Raw genomic sequence first — 16,099 nt, forward strand, 5'->3', positions numbered from 1 at the left:
GATCGGCGGCAGCCGGACCCCGTACGCCCCGTAGGATGGGACGTATGGCGAAGACCGGTACGACGACCCAGGGGCTGCGCGCGGCCATCGAGCGCAGCGGCTACTACCCGGCCCTCGTGGCCGAGGCGGTGGAAGCCGCCGTGGGCGGTGAGCCGGTCGTGTCGTACCTGGTCCACCAGGAGACGACGTTCGACTCGAACGAGGTGCGCCGCCATGTCACGGTGCTCGTCCTCACCGGTACCCGATTCATCGTCAGCCACACCGACGAGCAGGCCGCCGACGGCACCTCCCCGTCCCCCTACGCCACCACCTCCACCGAGTCCGTGAAGCTCGACCGGATCTCCTCGGTGGTGCTCAGCCGCGTCGTCGCCAACCCCGAGGCCTACACCCCGGGCACCCTGCCCCGCGAGGTCGTCCTGACCATCGGCTGGGGCGCGGTCTCCCGCATCGACCTCGAGCCCGCCGCCTGCGGCGACCCGAACTGCGACGCCGACCACGGCTACACCGGCTCCTCCACCGCCGACGACCTCAGCCTGCGGGTCAGCGAGGCGGGTGACGGCCCGGACACCGTCCGCCAGACCCTCGCCTTCGCCCAGGCGCTCTCCGAGGCCACCGCGGCGACCACCCGCTGATGTCCTACTCCACCGCGGCGGGCCAGGCCTGGCCCGAGCCCGCCCCGCTCGACCCCCGCTCCGCCCCGCTGCCCCGCTACGGCACCGGCTCCCTCGCCGACCTGCTGCCCTCGGTCGCCGCGGGCCTCGGCGTGCCCGGGCTGTCCTCCGGGATGGAGCTGGCGCCCGCCGACCGGGTCTGCGTCTTCCTGATCGACGGCCTGGGCTGGGAGCTGCTGCGCGCCCACCCCGACGAGGCCCCGTTCCTCCACTCGCTGCTGGGCACGTCCATGAACGGCACCGGCGCGCCCATGACCGCCGGCTTCCCCTCCACCACCGCGAGCTCCCTCGCCTCGGTCGGCACGGGCCTGCCGCCCGGCGCCCACGGCCTGGCCGGCTACACCGTCGCCGACCCGGCCACCGGGCAGCTGATGAACCAGCTCCGCTGGCGTCCCTGGACCGACCCCCACGCCTGGCAGCCGTACCCCACCGTCTTCCAGCTCGCGGACGCGGCCGGGATCGCCACCTGCCAGGTCTCCTCGCCGGACTTCGAGCACACCCCGCTGACCAAGGTCGCGCTGAGCGGCGGCACCTTCCACGGCCGGCTCTCCGGCGAGGAGCGGATGGACTTCGCCGCCGAGCGCCTCGGCGCCGCGGACCGCTCGCTCGTCTACACGTACTACAGCGAGGTGGACGGCAAGGGCCACCGCTTCGGCGTCGACTCCGAGGAGTGGCGCGGCCAGCTGATGTACGTGGACCTGCTCGCCCGGCGCCTGGCCGAACAGCTGCCGCCGCGCTCGGCCCTCTACGTCACCGCCGACCACGGCATGATCGACATCCCGTTCGACCCGGAGTCGCGCATCGACTTCGACGAGGACTGGGAGCTGCGCGCCGGCGTCGCCCTGCTGGGCGGCGAGGCGCGGGCCCGCCACGTCTACGCGGTGCCCGGCGCGGCCGCCGACGTCCTGGCAGTGTGGCGCGAGGTGCTCGGCGAGCAGATGTGGGTCGCGGGCCGGGACGAGGCCATCGAGGCGGGCTGGTTCGGCCCGCCCGGTGAGGGCGTCGACGACCGGGTGTACGCGCGGATCGGCGACGTCGTCGCCGCCGCCCGCGACGACGTCGCGATCGTCGCCACGGAGACCGAGCCCAACGAGTCGAGGATGGTCGGCCTCCACGGTTCCATGACGCCGGTCGAGCAGCTCGTGCCGCTCCTCGAAGTCCGCTCCTGAGCGTCCCCGTTCCATCCCCCACCCCCCCCACGATCAAACGAAAGGCGTCGGCCTTCCCATGCCCGAGCTGGTGTTCTTCTCCGGAACGATGGACTGCGGAAAGAGCACCCTCGCTCTGCAGATCGAGCACAACCGGTCGGCCCGCGGCCTCGAGGGGCTGATCTTCACCCGCAACGACCGCGCCGGCGAGGGCAAGCTGTCCTCCCGGCTCGGCCTGGTCACCGACTCCGTCGAGGCGGGGGAGGGGTTCGACTTCTACGCGCACCTGGTCGGGCACCTCTCGGCGGGCGGCCGCGCGGACTACGTCATCTGCGACGAGGCCCAGTTCCTCGAGCCGGAGCAGATCGACCAGCTGGCCCGGATCGTCGACGATCTCGAACTGGACGTCTTCGCCTTCGGCATCACCACCGACTTCCGCACCAAGCTCTTCCCGGGCTCCCAGCGTCTGATCGAACTCGCCGACCGCGTCGAGGTCCTCCAGGTCGAGGCGCTGTGCTGGTGCGGGGCGCGGGCCACCCACAACGCCCGTACGGTCGGCGGGCAGATGGTCGTCGAGGGCGCGCAGGTCGTCGTCGGCGACGTCAACCAGCCGGAGACCGTGGTCGGTTACGAGGTGCTGTGCCGGCGCCACCACCGCCGTCGGCTGACGGCGGCCGCCGCGCGCGCGGCGGCCCTGTCGCCGGACGTGCTGCCGGTGGACCGCGAGAACGCGGGCTGAGCCGGACGTCCCCTCGGCCGGACCTCCCTTCAGCCGGCCGTCCGCAGCAGGGTGAAGACGGCCCCCTCCGGGTCCTCGACCGTCGCCGCGCGCCCGGCCGCCACCTCCGCCGGGGCGTCCACGACCCGGCCGCCCAGCTCGGCGACCCGCTCGGCGGCCGCGTCCACGTCCGCCACTTCGAAATACGTCATCCAGTGCGGATACCGCAGCGCCGGCCCCGCGCCCCGGATCGCGGCCACCGGACGGCCGTCCAGGTGCAGGGTGAACGTGTCGGCGCCCACGGCGCCGGACGACTTCGTCTCGTACCCGAACAGCGCGCGGTAGAACTTCAGCACCGCGACGGCGTCATGGGTCACCAGTTCGTGCCAGACCGGGGTGCCGGGCACGCCCGCCGGACCGGGACCGGCCGCCCCCCGCCCCTGCCGGACGCCGAACGGCGCCCCCGCCGGGTCCGTGGCCAGCACCAGCCGCCCCGCGTCCTCGTCGGCCAGCGGGCCCACGCCGACCGTTCCTCCGGCGCAGTGGATCCACTCCGCGGAGGCGTCCGCGTCGTCGCTCGCCAGATAGGTGGTCCACGCGTTGGCGAGTTGACGATCGGGCGGCAGGCCCCCGATTCCGGCGACGTCCCGTCCGTCGATCGTGGCCCGGACGTACGGCCCCGGCCGGCCGGACCCGGGAGTGTAGTAGGACCACCCGAACAGCCCGCCGTAGAACTCCTTGGTCGCCTCAAGGTCCCGTGCCAGGAGACTCGTCCAGCAGGGAGTGCCCGGTGTCTGCCGCCGGGTCGCCCCGCGGTGCTCGGAGGAGCCCCATACCTCGGTCATCGTCAGTATCTCCTCGGACCATCGTGGTGGCCGCGCGTCCCCGCCGGGACACGCGCCCCGGCCGCGCCGGGCGTAAGGGTTCCCGCTGAGCATGCCCGAATTCGCGATCCGCTTCCGTGTCCTCGGCAGCGCCGTCCAGTATCGATCAGCAACGAGCCTTCTGGCCAGGGGACCGTTCGGAGCAACGCGGACTACGCCAGGATGGGTTCATGGACGTCATCATCACCGCGAAGGAATGGGCGAGCGAGTCGGCCGGTCAACGGCCGCCGACGCTCCTGGACATCCGCTACCGGCCCGGGGCCGCGCCCGGTCGTCCCCAGTACGAGGCCGGGCACCTCCCGGGCGCGGTCTACATCGACATGGACGCCGAACTCGCGGCCGAGCCCGGCCGGAGGGGCCGTCACCCGCTGCCGGACACCGGGGCGTTCGGGGCCGCGATGCGACGGGCGGGGGTGCGCTCCGACCGTCCGGTCGTCGTCTACGACGACGGTCTGGGCTGGGCCGCCGCCCGGGCGTGGTGGATGCTGCGCTGGGCGGGGCACCCGTCCGTACGCGTCCTGGACGGCGGCCTCGCCGCGTGGACCGCGGCCGGGGGCGAACTGACGACGGAGGTGCCGGTGCCGACCGACGGCGACTTCGTGCCCGAGCCGGGCGCGCTGCCGGTGCTCGACGCGGACGGCGCGGCCGCGCTGGCGCGGCGCGGGGTGCTGCTGGACGCGCGGGCGGGGGAGCGCTACCGGGGCGAGGTGGAGCCCCTCGACCGGGTCGCCGGGCACATCCCCGGCGCGGTCTCCGCCCCCACGACCGAGAACGTCACCGAGGACGGCCTCTTCCGCCCGGCCCCCGAGCTCGCGGCCCGCTTCGCGCGCCTGGGCGCGACGGGGGCGGCGGAAGTGGGCGTCTACTGCGGCTCGGGCGTCTCCGCGGCCCACGAGATCCTCGCCCTGGCGGTGGCGGGCGTGCCGGCGGCGCTGTACGTCGGGTCGTGGAGCGAGTGGTCGTCGGACCCGGCGCGACCGGTGGCGACGGGGCCGGACGCGGGCTGAGGCGGGTCCAGCCCCTGGCCCCCGGGGCTGATCTCCGGCCCCTGCCCGGTGGGGGCGGGCGAAGCCTCGCCCAGGGGGCTGGGGGCTCGCCCCCAGGAAACGGTGAAAGGGCGGGGCCGGGGCACCCCCTCCGCCGCGACGGTGCTCAGGCCACCGCGTAGGCGTCCGGCGGTGCCGGTCCGGCCTCCGCCGGGCCGGCCCGACCGCCCGGCCGGATCAGTCCTGCTTCTTCCGCCGCGTCCCGAAAACGATCTCGTCCCAGCTCGGCACCGCCGCCCGCCGCCCGGGGCGGACACCGTCCGCCTCGGCCTGGCGGTCCGTCGTGCCGGTCAGGCGTTCGCGGTGGCCCGCCACCGACCGTGGCATGAGCACGTCCGCGTAGGCGGACCCGGCGCTGGCGGCCGGGGCCGGGGGCTCGACGACCTCCGGCTCCTCGCCCGGGGCGTCGGACGGGGGCGGCGGGATCGCGCCGACGGCCGGGGGCGTCGACGGCGGCTCGGGTACGACCATGTCGCCCCGGAAGCTCGGGACGGCCTCCAGCAGGCTGGTCAGCGAGTCGCGGTCGCGCTCCTTGATCGCGGGCGCGTCCTCCGTCGGCGCGTCTCCGGAGGGTGCCTCCGTGTCCGGGCCGGCGGCCTGCGGCCGGTCGAGGGAACGGTCCAGCGGCCGGTCGCGCGGCAGCCGGGCGATGCGCGGCACGAACGGGAAGGTGGGCTCGGGCGTGTCGTCGGTCTCGCCGATGAGCGCCCGCGCCTCGTCGTCCAGCGCCTGAACGATCCGGCGCGGCGGATCGTAGGTCCAGCTGGCCGCGCGCGGCTCGCCGGCGGCGCGGTAGACCAGCAGGACCTCCCACGTGCCGTCGTCGCGGCGCCAGGAGTCCCACTGGGCGGCGTCCTTCTCGGCGCCGCGCAGCAACAGCCGCTCCGCGACGACCTCGCCGAGCGGCGGGCCGCTGTTCTCGCCGGGGCGGCGCACGGGTGTCTTGCGGGCGCGCTCCGCCATGAAGGCGCGCTCGGCGAGCACGGGGCCCTCGAAGCGCCGTACGCGCTCCACGGGGATGCCCGCGAGCTGGGCGACCTCCTCCGCCGAGGCACCGGCCCGGATGCGGGCCTGGATGTCGCGGGGCCGGAGGTGGCTCTCCACCTCGATCTCGATCTGGCCGAGGCGTGCGCGGTCGTTGCGCACGGCGGCGCGGAGCCGCTCGTCGATGGGAAGCGTGTACTCCGTGCTGTCCGCAGACTTGAGCACCAGCCGTGTGCCGTCGTTGGAGACTGCCACGACACGCAGTTCGGGCATGGGGACCTCCCGGGTGGTGCCTGCCGACGTCACCTGCGTCGCTGCTTCCGCTAGTCGAGTGTGGCCTGCCCGGGTAGCAGCCTGCCACAACATTGCCGAGTTGACGGGGCGAGAGCCGCCCGGGCCCCTCCCGACGGGTCCGGTGGTTTCCGGGCAGCCGAACGGGATATTGGGGCCAGGGCTCGCCACAGTACTCCATTCGGGCCAGCGGGCGTGGATCGGCGCGCCAGCGAAGTTCTCGTGCGGCAAGGGAGTTGGAACGCGCCCCTCGCGGGGGGCGCGTCCGGGCCCGGTTCCCGTGGGTGGCGAGGTTCACATAATCGCCTGATTCGGAACTGTTCGTTAGGCTCGAATGTCTCTTCTGGCTATAAGAGGGACCGAAGGGAACAACAGAGGCTGGAGATGGACGACAAAGCCGAAAGTGAGGCAAAAGCCAAGGGCAGGCGTCTGGAGCTGAGCGTCGCACAAGTGGCCGGTAGTGCGCTGGCGGCGGTCGTGGCGGCCATGCTCGCGGGCCGGCTCGGGGTGTACGGCACGGTGCTCGGTGCCGGTGTCGTCAGTGTCGTGGCCACGACGGGTGGCACAGTCTTCCAGCATCTGTTCAAACGTACGGGTGAGCAGATACGCGACGCGGCGACCCCGGCGGAGCCCCGGCTCCGCCAGGTGCCGGTGCGCGACGCGTCCCGTGCCGTGGGCCGCGCGCGCTCGGCCGACCTGGAGCGCACCCAGCTGCTCGGGCAGGTCGACGCGACGGGCGTGACGCCGGGAACCGAGGACCGTACGCAACTGCTGCACCAGGTGTCACATCCCGGTGCGAAACCGGCGCAATCCGAGGCGTACGCCGGTGCGTACACCGGCGCGCATGACGACGCGTACATCCACGCCTCCTCCGAGCAGTTCTCGGAGGAATTCTCGAAGGGCACGACCCACGGCACCCGGCTGCGCGGCCGGAAGCGCCCGCTGCTGGCGGCCGCCGCGGTCTTCGCCCTGGCCATGGGCACGGTGACGGCGGTGGAGCTCGTCTCCGGTTCCAGCGCGGACGGGGACAAGGGCGGGACGACCGTCAGCCGGATCTTCCAGCCGGACAAGAGCGAGAAGAAGCAGGACGAGGACCAGGCTCCGCCGCAGGCCCCGGACCCCGGCCGCTCGCACGACGGGAACGGGGCGGACGCGGGCGACAGCGGCTCGACCCCCTCCCCGGGCGCGTCGCAGCAGGGCGGCGGTACGGGCGGCAAGCCCACCCCGGACCCCACGCCGACCCCGTCCTCCGGCGGCGGCACGCCGAAGCCGACCCCGACGCCGGACTCCGGTACGTCGCCGAACCCGGGCACGGGCGGGGCCGACGGCAAGGGCGGCACCGGTGGCCAGGGCTCCGGCGGCACGGGCGGCCAGTCCCCGTCGCCGCAGCCCGGCCAGAACGCGGCGGCCGGCACGAGCGCCGGCACCACCGGCACGGGCCCGGTCTCGTAGGACGAGGACGGGCCGGGCGACACGACGCGGACGGACACCACGGGCGCCGGGCGGCGGACCTCCCACGAGGAGGCCGCGCCCGGCGCCCGTGCCGTCACCGGCCCAGGACCCGCCGCAGGTAGGGGTTGCCGAAGACGCGGTCCGGATCCAGCCGGTCCCGCACCGCCGTGAACTCCGCGAAGCGCGGATAGACGCCGGCCAGATACGCGGCGTCACGGCCGTGGATCTTCCCCCAGTGCGGCCGTCCCCCGTGGGCCGTCATGATCTGCTCGACGGCAGTGAAATACGCCTGGTGCGGTGTGCCCCTGTACATGTGTACGGCGATATAGGCCGTATCCCGGCCCGAAGCGGTGGACAGCGGGATGTCGTCGGCCGGGGCCGTCCGCACCTCCACGGGGAAGCTCACCCGCAGCCGCCGCCGCTCGATCATCGTCCGCAGCTCCCGCAGGGCCGCCATCGCCGCCTCGCGCGGCAGCGCGTACTCCATCTCCAGGAAGCGCACGCGGCGGGGGCTGGTGAAGACCTTGTAGGGAATGTCGGTGTACGTACGGGCGGACAGGGCCCGGGCGCTGAGCCGGGCGATCCCGGGGACGGTCCCGGGGACGGCCCGGCCCAGCGCGCAGACGGCGCCGAAGAGCCCGTTCGACAGCAGTTCGTCCTGCACCCAGGCGGCGGCCCGGCCGGGCGGGTCCGCCGGGCCCGCGCCGCGGTTGTTCCGCTTGGTGACGCAGCGGTCGGTGTGCGGGAACCAGTAGAACTCGAAGTGCTCGTTCTCCGCGACGAGCGCGTCGAAGCCGGACGTCACCTCGCCGAAGGACATCGGCTCCTCGCGCGCGGTGAGCAGGAACTCCGGCTCGACCCGGAAGGTGATCGCGGTGAGCACGCCCAGCGCGCCGAGGCCCACCCGCGCCGCGGCGAACACCTCCGGGTTCTCCCGGGCCGAGCAGGTCAGCACCGAACCGTCGGCGGTCACCAGCTCCAGGCCGGCGATCTGGGCGGCGATCGCGCCCGAGTCGCGGCCGGTGCCGTGGGTGCCGGTGCTGACGGCCCCGGAGACCGTCTGCTCCATGATGTCGCCCATGTTCGTCAGGGACAGGCCCCGCGCGGAGAGCTCCTGATTGAGCCGACGGAGCGTCATGCCCGCGCCCACAGTCACGGTCCCGGCGGCCCGGTCGACCGAGCGGACGCCCGCCAGGCCCTCCGGGCGTATCAGCAGACCGTCGGTGGCCGCCGCGGCGGTGAAGGAGTGGCCGCTGCCGACCGCCTTCACCGTCAGGCCGTCGGAGGCCGCCTGCAACACCGCCGCGGACAGCTCCTCCGCCGTCCTCGGGGCCACCGTGCGCGCGGGCCGGGCGGTGACGTTTCCCGCCCAGTTGCGCCATACGTCGTCGTCACGCCTGGTGCCGCTGCTCAGCCAGGCGCTGCTCGTCCTTGCCGTCGCCCCCATGGGCGCGCACCCCCACCCGCTCCGGCGCCGGCCGCAGCCGGCGGTACCCGAGGAACGCGCCGACGGCCGCGAGCAGCCCCGCCGCGCCGGACACCGCGTACCCCGCCCGGGCCCCGGCCGCGTCCACCACCCAGCCGGCGGCCGACGAGCCGAACGCCACGCCGACCGCCAGTCCGGTGCTCGTCCAGGTCATGCCCTCGGTCAGCTTCGCGCGCGGTACGTGCTGCTCGACGAGGGCCATCGTGGTCACCATCGTCGGCGCGATGGCCAGGCCCGCGACAAAGAGCGCCACGGCCAGGAACGGCAGGTTCCCGACCAGTTGGAGGGGGATCATACTCACGGCCATCGCACACACGCCCAGAACCCAGCGGCGGGCGGCGTCGCCCTTCAGGTGCAACAGGCCGAAGACCGCGCCGGCGATGCCGGAGCCCAGCGCGTACACCGCGAGCACCAGGCTGGAGGCGGCCTTGTGGCCCTGGTCCTCGGCGAAGGCCACGGTGACGACATCGATGGAGCCGAACAGGGCGCCGGTGGCCGCGAAGACCGCCACCAGCACCTGGAGCCCCCGCGAGCCCAGCGCGGAGCCCGCCGTCTGGTCCGTCCGGGGGTGCGGCTTCGGCTCGGTGGCCCGCTGCGCGGTCAGCCACACGACGCCGATCGCCAGGAAGCAGGCCGCCAGCAACGGCCCCGCCTCGGGGAACCAGCTCGTGGACAGGCCGATCGACAGGATCGGCCCGACGATGAACACCACCTCGTCGATGACGGACTCGGCCGAGTACGCCGTGTGCAGCTCGCGTGGCGAGCCGTGGAACAGCGCCGCCCAGCGGGCCCGCACCATCGACCCCACGCTCGGTACGCAGCCCGCGCCCGCCGCGAAGACGAACAGCGTCCACTCGGGCCACCTCTGCTGCGCGCTCACCAGCAGCCCGGCGACAGCCGTCAGCGCGAGGGCCGTCGCCGGGCGGAGTATGCGCCGCTGTCCGTGCCGGTCGACCATCCGGGAGACCAGCGGTCCCAGGACGGCGGCGGAGAGCGCCAGGGTCGCCGAGACGGCGCCGGCCAGCCCGTACCGGCCGGTCAGCTGGGAGATCATCGTGACGACGCCGATGCCGAGCATCGACAGGGGCAGCCTCCCGACGAGGCCCGCCGCGGCGAAGCCCTTGGTGCCGGGTGCGGCGAATATCGCGCGGTAGGGACTGGGCAAGGACGGCTCCCGGGAAGGTCGGCACTGGGGACGGGTAGAGGGTGCCGTAAGGGACGTAGGTGGCCGATACAGCTTACGTCCGGATGTTCGTGCGACGCACCGCCATTTCCCGGGTGTCAGTGGCGGGTGGCAGGATCGGAGGCATGTCGGATCAGCCATCCCACGCCCCCTATGACGCCCTGCTGTTGCTCTCCTTCGGCGGGCCCGAGGGGCCGGACGACGTCGTCCCGTTCCTGGAGAACGTCACCCGAGGCCGGGGCATCCCCCGTGAGCGGCTCAAGGAGGTCGGGCAGCACTACTTCCTCTTCGGCGGCGTCAGCCCGATCAACGACCAGAACCGCGCACTGCTGAGCGCCCTCCGCGAGGACTTCGCGGCGCGCGGCGTCGGCCTGCCGGTCTACTGGGGCAACCGCAACTGGGCGCCGTACCTGACCGACACGCTGCGGCAGATGGTGGCCGACGGCCACCGCCGGGTGCTCGCCCTGACCACCAGCGCCTACGCCTCCTACTCCGGCTGCCGGCAGTACCGGGAGAACCTCGCCGACGCGCTGGCCGCGCTGGAGGCCGAGGGCCTGCCCCTGCCGCGCGTCGACAAGCTGCGGCACTACTTCAACCACCCCGGCTTCGTCACCCCCATGGCCGAGGCGACGCTGGCCGCGCTCGGCCGGCTGCCCGAGGAGGTCCGGGCCGGCGCCCATCTGGCCTTCACCACCCACTCCATCCCCACGGCCGCCGCCGACACCTCCGGCCCGGCCGAGGGCCACGGCGACGGCGGCGCCTACGTCGCCGAACACCTCGACGTGGCCCGGCTCGTCGCGGAGGCGGTGCGGAAGGAGACCGGCGTCGAGGACCGCCCCTGGCGCCTCGTCTACCAGTCGCGCAGCGGCGCCCCGCACATCCCCTGGCTCGAGCCCGACATCTGCGACCACCTGGAGGCGGTGCGTGCCGAGGGCGCGCCGGCCGTCGTCATGGTGCCCATCGGGTTCGTCTCGGACCACATGGAGGTCAAGTACGACCTCGACACCGAGGCCGCCGCCAAGGCCGCCGAGCTGGGCCTGCCCGTCGCCCGGGCCGCCACCGTCGGCGCCGACCCGCGCTTCGCCGCCGCCGTCCGCGAGCTGGTGCTGGAGCGCGCGGCGACCGAGCGGGGCGAGTGGCCCGAGCGCTGCGCGCTGGGCTCGCTCGGCCCCTCCCACGACCTCTGCCCCGTCGGCTGCTGCCCGGCGCGGGCCCCGCGCCCGGCCGCCGCCGGCGCCGACAGCCCGTACGCGTAAGGAGCCGCCGACCGTGACCGATGCCCTCAATGCCCTCAAGGATGAGCTGCTGGCCGTGGCCCTGGAGGCCGCCGACCGGGCCGGCGCGCTGCTGCGCGACGGCCGGCCCGCCGATCTCGGCGTGGCCGCCACCAAGACCAGCCCCATCGACGTCGTCACCGAGATGGACATCGCCGCCGAGAAGCTGATCACCGGCTTCCTCGCGGAGCGCCGCCCGCACGACGGGCTGCTGGGGGAGGAGGGCGCCAGCACCGAGGGCACCAGCGGCGTGCGCTGGGTGATCGACCCCATCGACGGCACGGTCAACTACCTGTACGGGCTGCCGTCGTGGGCCGTGTCGATAGCCGCCGAGATCGACGGCGAGGCGGTCGTGGGCGTCGTCGCGGCGCCGATGCGGGGCGAGACATACCGCGCCGTACGCGGGCGGGGCGCCTTCGAGGGGGAGCGGCGGCTGCGCTGCCGGCCCGCGCCCGTCTTCTCCCAGGCCCTCGTCGGCACGGGCTTCGGCTATCTGACGGCCCGGCGCGCCGCCCAGGCGGAGGTGGTCCGCGCGCTCCTGCCGGAGGTACGGGACATCCGGCGCGGGGGGTCGGCGGCGATCGACCTGTGCGATGTGGCCTGCGGCCGGCTCGACGGGTACTACGAGCGGGGGCTCAACCCCTGGGACTACGCGGCGGGCGCCCTCATCGCCCACGAGTCCGGCGCCCTCACGGGCGGCCGCCCCGGGGCCCCGGCCTCGGGCGAACTGACGATCGCGGCGGCGACCGGGCTCTTCGAGCCGCTCCAGGCCCGGCTGGAGGAGCTGGGGGCCTGGCACGACTAGCCCCGCGGGCGGCCGGCAGCGAGGGATGCGGGCCGTTCGGCACCGCCGGCCACGTACGCGGTGGCCGACAACCCCCACGCACGCAGGCGCCCCCGGCACGGATCGAAGCCGTGCCGGGGGCGCTCCGCGCTGTGCGGATCAGACCTGTACGCCGTGCTCCGCCGCCAGGCGGTGAAGCTCGTCGAGCTCCGACTGTTCGACGTCGGCGAGGTAGTCGTCGCCCGTACGACGGGCGTGGTCGAGGTCGGACCGGGTCATCTCTATGCGCTGCAGAATGCCAGCGGTGAACGCGTCCATGGTGCTGCGCCCCCTCGTCGTGGGTTGGCGGCACGGGGGTGTGCCACGGCGAAAACGATCACTGCGTGGTGTACCCGCGTACGCGGAGGCGTACGGAGAAGCGTGATCGCGGGTGTGCAGACGTCTTCCCCACCCCGGTCCGGGCGGAAACCTGCGGCCGCCGAAGAATCCGGAATCCTTCCCCAGCAGTCCGCCAGGCACCCCTTACAGCCGGTTTACCGACATCCGAGGCAGGATGGAGGAACCCATCAGGGACCATCACGCCTGCCCACTCGGGCCAAGAGGAAGGAAAAGCGCCGTGCGCGTACTCGTCGTCGAGGACGAGCAGCTGCTCGCAGACGCCGTCGCCACCGGACTGCGCCGGGAGGCCATGGCCGTCGACGTCGTGTACGACGGAGCCGCCGCCCTGGAACGCGTCGCCGTCAACGATTACGACGTGATCGTGCTCGACCGCGACCTGCCGCTCGTCCACGGAGACGACGTCTGCCGCAAGGTCGTCGAGCTCGGCATCCCCACCCGGGTCCTGATGCTGACCGCCTCCGGCGACGTCAGCGACCGCGTGGCCGGCCTGGAGCTCGGCGCCGACGACTACCTTCCCAAGCCCTTCGCGTTCAGCGAGCTCACCGCGCGCGTCCGGGCGCTGGGCCGGCGGACGACCGTCGCCCTGCCGCCCGTGCTGGAGCGGGCCGGCATCAAGCTGGACCCCAACCGCCGCGAGGTGTTCCGCGACGGCCGCGAGGTGCAGCTGGCGCCCAAGGAGTTCGCGGTGCTGGAGGTGCTCATGCGCAGTGAGGGGGCCGTGGTCTCGGCCGAGCAGCTGCTGGAGAAGGCCTGGGACGAGAACACCGACCCGTTCACCAACGTGGTCCGGGTCACCGTGATGACCCTGCGCCGCAAGCTCGGCGAGCCCGCGGTGATCGTCACCGTCCCGGGCTCGGGATACCGGATCTGAGCCGCGATGTCCCAGACCCCCGCCACCCCCACGCCCCCGCCGCCCCCCGCCCCTCCGGCGGGCGGGCCGGGCCCGGCGGCCACGCCGCCCCCCAAGCCCACCTGGGACCCGCGCCAGCCGGTCGTACGCCCGTTCCCGTGGCTGCGCCCGACCATCCGGATACGCCTCACCCTGCTCTACGGCGGGATGTTCCTGATGGCCGGCGTCCTGCTGCTGACGATCATCTATCTGCTGGCCGCCAATGCCCTGGAGGTCGGCAGCGAGCCGCTGATCAAGCTGGTCGACGGTAGCCAGGTCCAGGTGACCCGTAACACCTGCCCCGCGCTGAAGAGCCCGGGCCTCAACGCCGAGCAGGCCAACAGCATTCTCAACGGCTGCATGGTCGACCAGCGGGCGGCGGCCCTGGGATCCCTGCTCCGCCGTTCCCTCCTCGCCCTGCTCGGCCTCGCCGTGATCGCCTTCGCCTTCGGCTACGCCATGGCCGGCCGGGTCCTCTCCCCGCTGGGCAAGATCACGCGGACCGCCCGCCGGGTGGCCGGCACGGATCTGAGCCGGCGGATCGAGCTGGGCGGCCCGGACGACGAGCTCAAGGAGCTGTCGGACACCTTCGACGAGATGCTGGACCGGCTGGAACGGGCCTTCACCGCCCAGCAGCGCTTCGTCGCCAACGCCTCGCACGAGCTGCGCACCCCGCTGGCGATCAACCGCACCCTGCTGGAGGTCAGCCTGTCCGACCCCGGTGCCTCCCCGGAGCTCCAGCAGCTGGGCAAGACGCTGCTGGCCACGAACGAGCGCAGTGAGCAGCTCGTGGAGGGCCTGCTGCTGCTCGCCCGCAGCGACAACGAGATCGTGGACCGCAAGCCCGTGGACCTCGCCGAGGTGGCCTCCCAGGCCCTCGACCAGGCCCGTGGGGAGGCCCAGACCAAGGGCGTGGAGCTGCGCGGCACCCGGCAGCCCGCGGTCGTCCAGGGCAATGGCGTGCTGCTGGAGCGGATCGCGCTGAACCTCGTGCAGAACGCGGTGCGCTACAACACCCCGGACGGCTGGGTGGAGGTCACGACCCAGGCCCTGCCGGGCCAGGCCGTGCTGATCGTGGAGAACACCGGCCCGGTCGTCCCGGCCTACGAGGTGGACAACATCTTCGAGCCCTTCCGTCGGCTGCGCACGGAGCGTACCGGCAGCGACAAGGGCGTCGGCCTGGGGCTGTCCATCGTGCGCTCGGTGGCGCGGGCGCACGGCGGGCGGATCACCGCCGAGCCCCGTGAGGGAGGTGGCCTGGTCATGCGGGTCGTCCTGCCCAGCTGACCGGTGCCGGCCCGTGGGCACCCGGGCCGGGAAAGTCTGCGAGAATGGTGCGTCGCGGGTTCGCTTTGGGCGGAATTCATCCGGTCCGCCCGGCACCGCGGCCGTGTGTGATCGGTCACATACGCAGACTTCCGGCCATCTACTCTCCGTGACCGGCGGCCCCGGGGGAACGCCTGAAAAATGGGGGTTTCCGGGGGTCCTGATCACGGGAAGTACACGGAATGGCATGGCCGTACACGGCATTTCGACCGTGTACGGTCCCCATCGGCACCCGTCCCGATCACCTCTTCAGGTGTGCGGTTGGGTGTCGATTGAGTAACAGACCTTGATGTGAGGCAAAATCTCCGCCTCGGGTCGGGCACAAGTCCGGCCTCTCACGCGTTACGTGCGCTGGAGATACCGCAGACACCCAGAGGGGGAGAGCGACATGGCAACGGACTACGACACCCCACGCAAGACCGACGACGACGTCGACAGTGACAGCCTTGAAGAACTGAAGTCCCGGCGGAACGACAAGTCCTCGTCGACGGTCGACGTCGACGACTTCGAGGCCGCCGAGGGCATGGAGCTGCCGGGCGCCGATCTTTCCAACGAGGAGCTGGCCGTCCGGGTCCTGCCCAAGCAGGCCGACGAGTTCACGTGCATGAGCTGCTTCCTCGTGCACCACCGCAGCCAGCTCGCCGGTGAGAAGAACGGCCAGCCGATCTGCCGCGACTGCGAGTGAGGCAGGGTCTGCCATGGCAGGCTCGAACCCGTTCCGGAAGCGGCGCTCCCAGCGGCCCGGGCTGACCTCCGGGCCCGTCGAGGACGTCCCTGGCGGCGCGGTCGAGGCGGGTGCCGACCCGACCGCCGAGCGAGGCCGCATGGCCTCGCTCGCCGCCGTCGTCGGCCAGGAGGCCGGCGTGCGGCTGCGCAAGGGCGGCCGGGGCGCCCGGGCGGGCCTCACCGCCGTCGCGGACCGGATCATCGCGAACGCTCCACGCATCCCGGTGCGTGATCTCGCGACCCTTCGCGCGCAGTTCCCCGGCCTCGGGCCGGAGGAGCTCGCGGACAAACTGGTGGCCGGTGCCGCCTACGGCACCTCCACCGTGGGCGCGGGCATCGGGGCGGCGGCCATGCTGCCCGTGCCGCCCGCCATGCCCGCGGAGCTGGCGGCCGAGGTCATCGGCGTCGCCGCCGTGGAGTACAAACTCATCGCCGAGCTGCACGAGGTGTACGGCGTCCGGGCCCCCGGCAGCGGGCGCCAGCGGGCCGTGGCCTATCTGGGCGCCTGGGCCGACGAGCGTGGCATCGACGTCACGTCCCCCTTGACCGTCAACGCCGCGCTCGGCGGCCAGCTCCGCCGCGAGCTGCGCCAGCGGGTGCTGAAGCGCACCTTCCGCAACCTCCCCAACCTCACGCCCTTCATGATCGGCGCGACCGTCGGCGCGGTGATGAACCGCCGGGACACCAAGCGGCTCGCCGAGAAGGTCCGCAAGGACCTGCGCGCCCGGCAGACCTCCTGGGACGAGCTCACGGGCACGCCCTCGGAGCCGCCGGACGAAGGCCTGGGGCTGGCCTGAGACGCCGCAAGGGCCGACCGGACCCGTCCCGGAAGCCCACA

The 16,099-nt window shown here is 73.6% G+C and carries 15 protein-coding genes; 11 read left to right on the forward strand and 4 right to left on the reverse strand.

Annotated features, from left to right (window positions below; all coding sequences use genetic code 11):
* The first annotated feature begins 44 nt into the window (after positions 1–44).
* From EKH77_RS24420 to EKH77_RS24430, 3 genes are read left to right on the forward strand one after another with little or no spacing between them, the layout of a single operon-like run.
* Positions 45–632, forward strand: coding sequence for a DUF5998 family protein (locus EKH77_RS24420; RefSeq protein ID WP_126916448.1), 588 nt, complete (start codon positions 45–47; stop codon positions 630–632).
* Entirely contained in the window at positions 632–1,840 is a 1,209-nt protein-coding gene (locus EKH77_RS24425; RefSeq protein ID WP_126916449.1) for an alkaline phosphatase family protein, read from the forward strand. The genes EKH77_RS24420 and EKH77_RS24425 overlap by 1 nt, the downstream gene beginning before the upstream one ends.
* A gap of 58 nt (positions 1,841–1,898) precedes the next feature.
* Positions 1,899–2,558, forward strand: coding sequence for a thymidine kinase (locus EKH77_RS24430; protein WP_126916450.1), 660 nt, complete (start codon positions 1,899–1,901; stop codon positions 2,556–2,558).
* 29 nt (positions 2,559–2,587) lie between these two features.
* On the opposite strand, the gene EKH77_RS24435 is transcribed toward EKH77_RS24430, so the two are convergent.
* On the reverse strand, positions 2,588–3,382 hold the full coding sequence (locus EKH77_RS24435) for a VOC family protein (RefSeq protein ID WP_126916451.1): 795 nt from the start codon (positions 3,380–3,382) through the stop codon (positions 2,588–2,590).
* Positions 3,383–3,591: 209 nt separating this feature from the next.
* Here EKH77_RS24435 and EKH77_RS24440 point away from each other — a divergent pair, with 209 nt between their 5' ends.
* Entirely contained in the window at positions 3,592–4,428 is an 837-nt protein-coding gene (locus tag EKH77_RS24440) for a sulfurtransferase (RefSeq protein WP_126916452.1), read from the forward strand.
* Between the two features lie 216 nt (positions 4,429–4,644).
* Here the strand turns inward: EKH77_RS24440 and sepH are convergent, their stop codons facing one another.
* Positions 4,645–5,757: a septation protein SepH gene (gene sepH / locus EKH77_RS24445; protein ID WP_126916453.1), complete on the reverse strand. Its 1,113-nt coding sequence runs from the start codon at positions 5,755–5,757 to the stop codon at positions 4,645–4,647.
* Between the two features lie 369 nt (positions 5,758–6,126).
* Here sepH and EKH77_RS24450 point away from each other — a divergent pair, with 369 nt between their 5' ends.
* A complete protein-coding gene (locus EKH77_RS24450; protein ID WP_126916454.1) occupies positions 6,127–7,194 on the forward strand; it encodes a hypothetical protein in 1,068 nt (355 codons plus the stop codon).
* Between the two features lie 94 nt (positions 7,195–7,288).
* Here the strand turns inward: EKH77_RS24450 and EKH77_RS24455 are convergent, their stop codons facing one another.
* Entirely contained in the window at positions 7,289–8,641 is a 1,353-nt protein-coding gene (locus EKH77_RS24455) for a D-arabinono-1,4-lactone oxidase (RefSeq protein WP_126916455.1), read from the reverse strand.
* On the reverse strand, positions 8,586–9,845 hold the full coding sequence (locus EKH77_RS24460; protein ID WP_126916456.1) for an MFS transporter: 1,260 nt from the start codon (positions 9,843–9,845) through the stop codon (positions 8,586–8,588). Before EKH77_RS24460 ends, EKH77_RS24455 begins: the two co-directional genes overlap by 56 nt.
* A 143-nt stretch (positions 9,846–9,988) precedes the next feature.
* Here EKH77_RS24460 and EKH77_RS24465 point away from each other — a divergent pair, with 143 nt between their 5' ends.
* The 6 genes from EKH77_RS24465 (at position 9,989) to EKH77_RS24490 (ending at position 16,058) form a co-directional block, all read left to right on the forward strand.
* Positions 9,989–11,119 (forward strand): ferrochelatase, encoded by a 1,131-nt coding sequence (locus EKH77_RS24465; RefSeq protein WP_126916457.1) that lies wholly within the window; start codon positions 9,989–9,991, stop codon positions 11,117–11,119.
* Positions 11,120–11,132: 13 nt separating this feature from the next.
* A complete protein-coding gene (locus EKH77_RS24470) occupies positions 11,133–11,942 on the forward strand; it encodes an inositol monophosphatase family protein (protein ID WP_126916458.1) in 810 nt (269 codons plus the stop codon).
* 595 nt (positions 11,943–12,537) lie between these two features.
* Positions 12,538–13,191: a response regulator transcription factor gene (locus tag EKH77_RS24475; protein WP_126916459.1), complete on the forward strand. Its 654-nt coding sequence runs from the start codon at positions 12,538–12,540 to the stop codon at positions 13,189–13,191.
* A gap of 6 nt (positions 13,192–13,197) precedes the next feature.
* Complete coding sequence (locus EKH77_RS24480) at positions 13,198–14,496, forward strand: sensor histidine kinase (RefSeq protein ID WP_126916460.1); 1,299 nt, start codon at positions 13,198–13,200, stop codon at positions 14,494–14,496.
* A gap of 427 nt (positions 14,497–14,923) precedes the next feature.
* Positions 14,924–15,220: a DUF4193 domain-containing protein gene (locus tag EKH77_RS24485; protein ID WP_126916461.1), complete on the forward strand. Its 297-nt coding sequence runs from the start codon at positions 14,924–14,926 to the stop codon at positions 15,218–15,220.
* 13 nt (positions 15,221–15,233) lie between these two features.
* Positions 15,234–16,058 (forward strand): hypothetical protein, encoded by an 825-nt coding sequence (locus tag EKH77_RS24490; protein ID WP_126916462.1) that lies wholly within the window; start codon positions 15,234–15,236, stop codon positions 16,056–16,058.
* Positions 16,059–16,099 lie beyond the last annotated feature (41 nt).

The sequence above is a fragment of the Streptomyces luteoverticillatus genome (assembly GCF_003970715.1).
GTDB classification, from domain to species: Bacteria; Actinomycetota; Actinomycetes; order Streptomycetales; family Streptomycetaceae; genus Streptomyces; species Streptomyces abikoensis.

Excerpts from the sequence above, each read along its gene's own strand:
- EKH77_RS24455 (WP_126916455.1), bottom strand. The coding sequence starts at position 8,641 with ATGGGGGCGACGGCAAGGACGAGCAGCGCCTGGCTGAGCAGCGGCACC.
- EKH77_RS24425 (WP_126916449.1), top strand. The coding sequence starts at position 632 with ATGTCCTACTCCACCGCGGCGGGCCAGGCCTGGCCCGAGCCCGCCCCG.
- EKH77_RS24450 (WP_126916454.1), top strand. The coding sequence starts at position 6,127 with ATGGACGACAAAGCCGAAAGTGAGGCAAAAGCCAAGGGCAGGCGTCTG.
- EKH77_RS24420 (WP_126916448.1), top strand. The coding sequence starts at position 45 with ATGGCGAAGACCGGTACGACGACCCAGGGGCTGCGCGCGGCCATCGAG.
- EKH77_RS24465 (WP_126916457.1), top strand. The coding sequence starts at position 9,989 with ATGTCGGATCAGCCATCCCACGCCCCCTATGACGCCCTGCTGTTGCTC.
- EKH77_RS24490 (WP_126916462.1), top strand. The coding sequence starts at position 15,234 with ATGGCAGGCTCGAACCCGTTCCGGAAGCGGCGCTCCCAGCGGCCCGGG.
- EKH77_RS24435 (WP_126916451.1), bottom strand. The coding sequence starts at position 3,382 with ATGACCGAGGTATGGGGCTCCTCCGAGCACCGCGGGGCGACCCGGCGG.
- EKH77_RS24430 (WP_126916450.1), top strand. The coding sequence starts at position 1,899 with ATGCCCGAGCTGGTGTTCTTCTCCGGAACGATGGACTGCGGAAAGAGC.
- EKH77_RS24485 (WP_126916461.1), top strand. The coding sequence starts at position 14,924 with ATGGCAACGGACTACGACACCCCACGCAAGACCGACGACGACGTCGAC.
- EKH77_RS24440 (WP_126916452.1), top strand. The coding sequence starts at position 3,592 with ATGGACGTCATCATCACCGCGAAGGAATGGGCGAGCGAGTCGGCCGGT.
- EKH77_RS24480 (WP_126916460.1), top strand. The coding sequence starts at position 13,198 with ATGTCCCAGACCCCCGCCACCCCCACGCCCCCGCCGCCCCCCGCCCCT.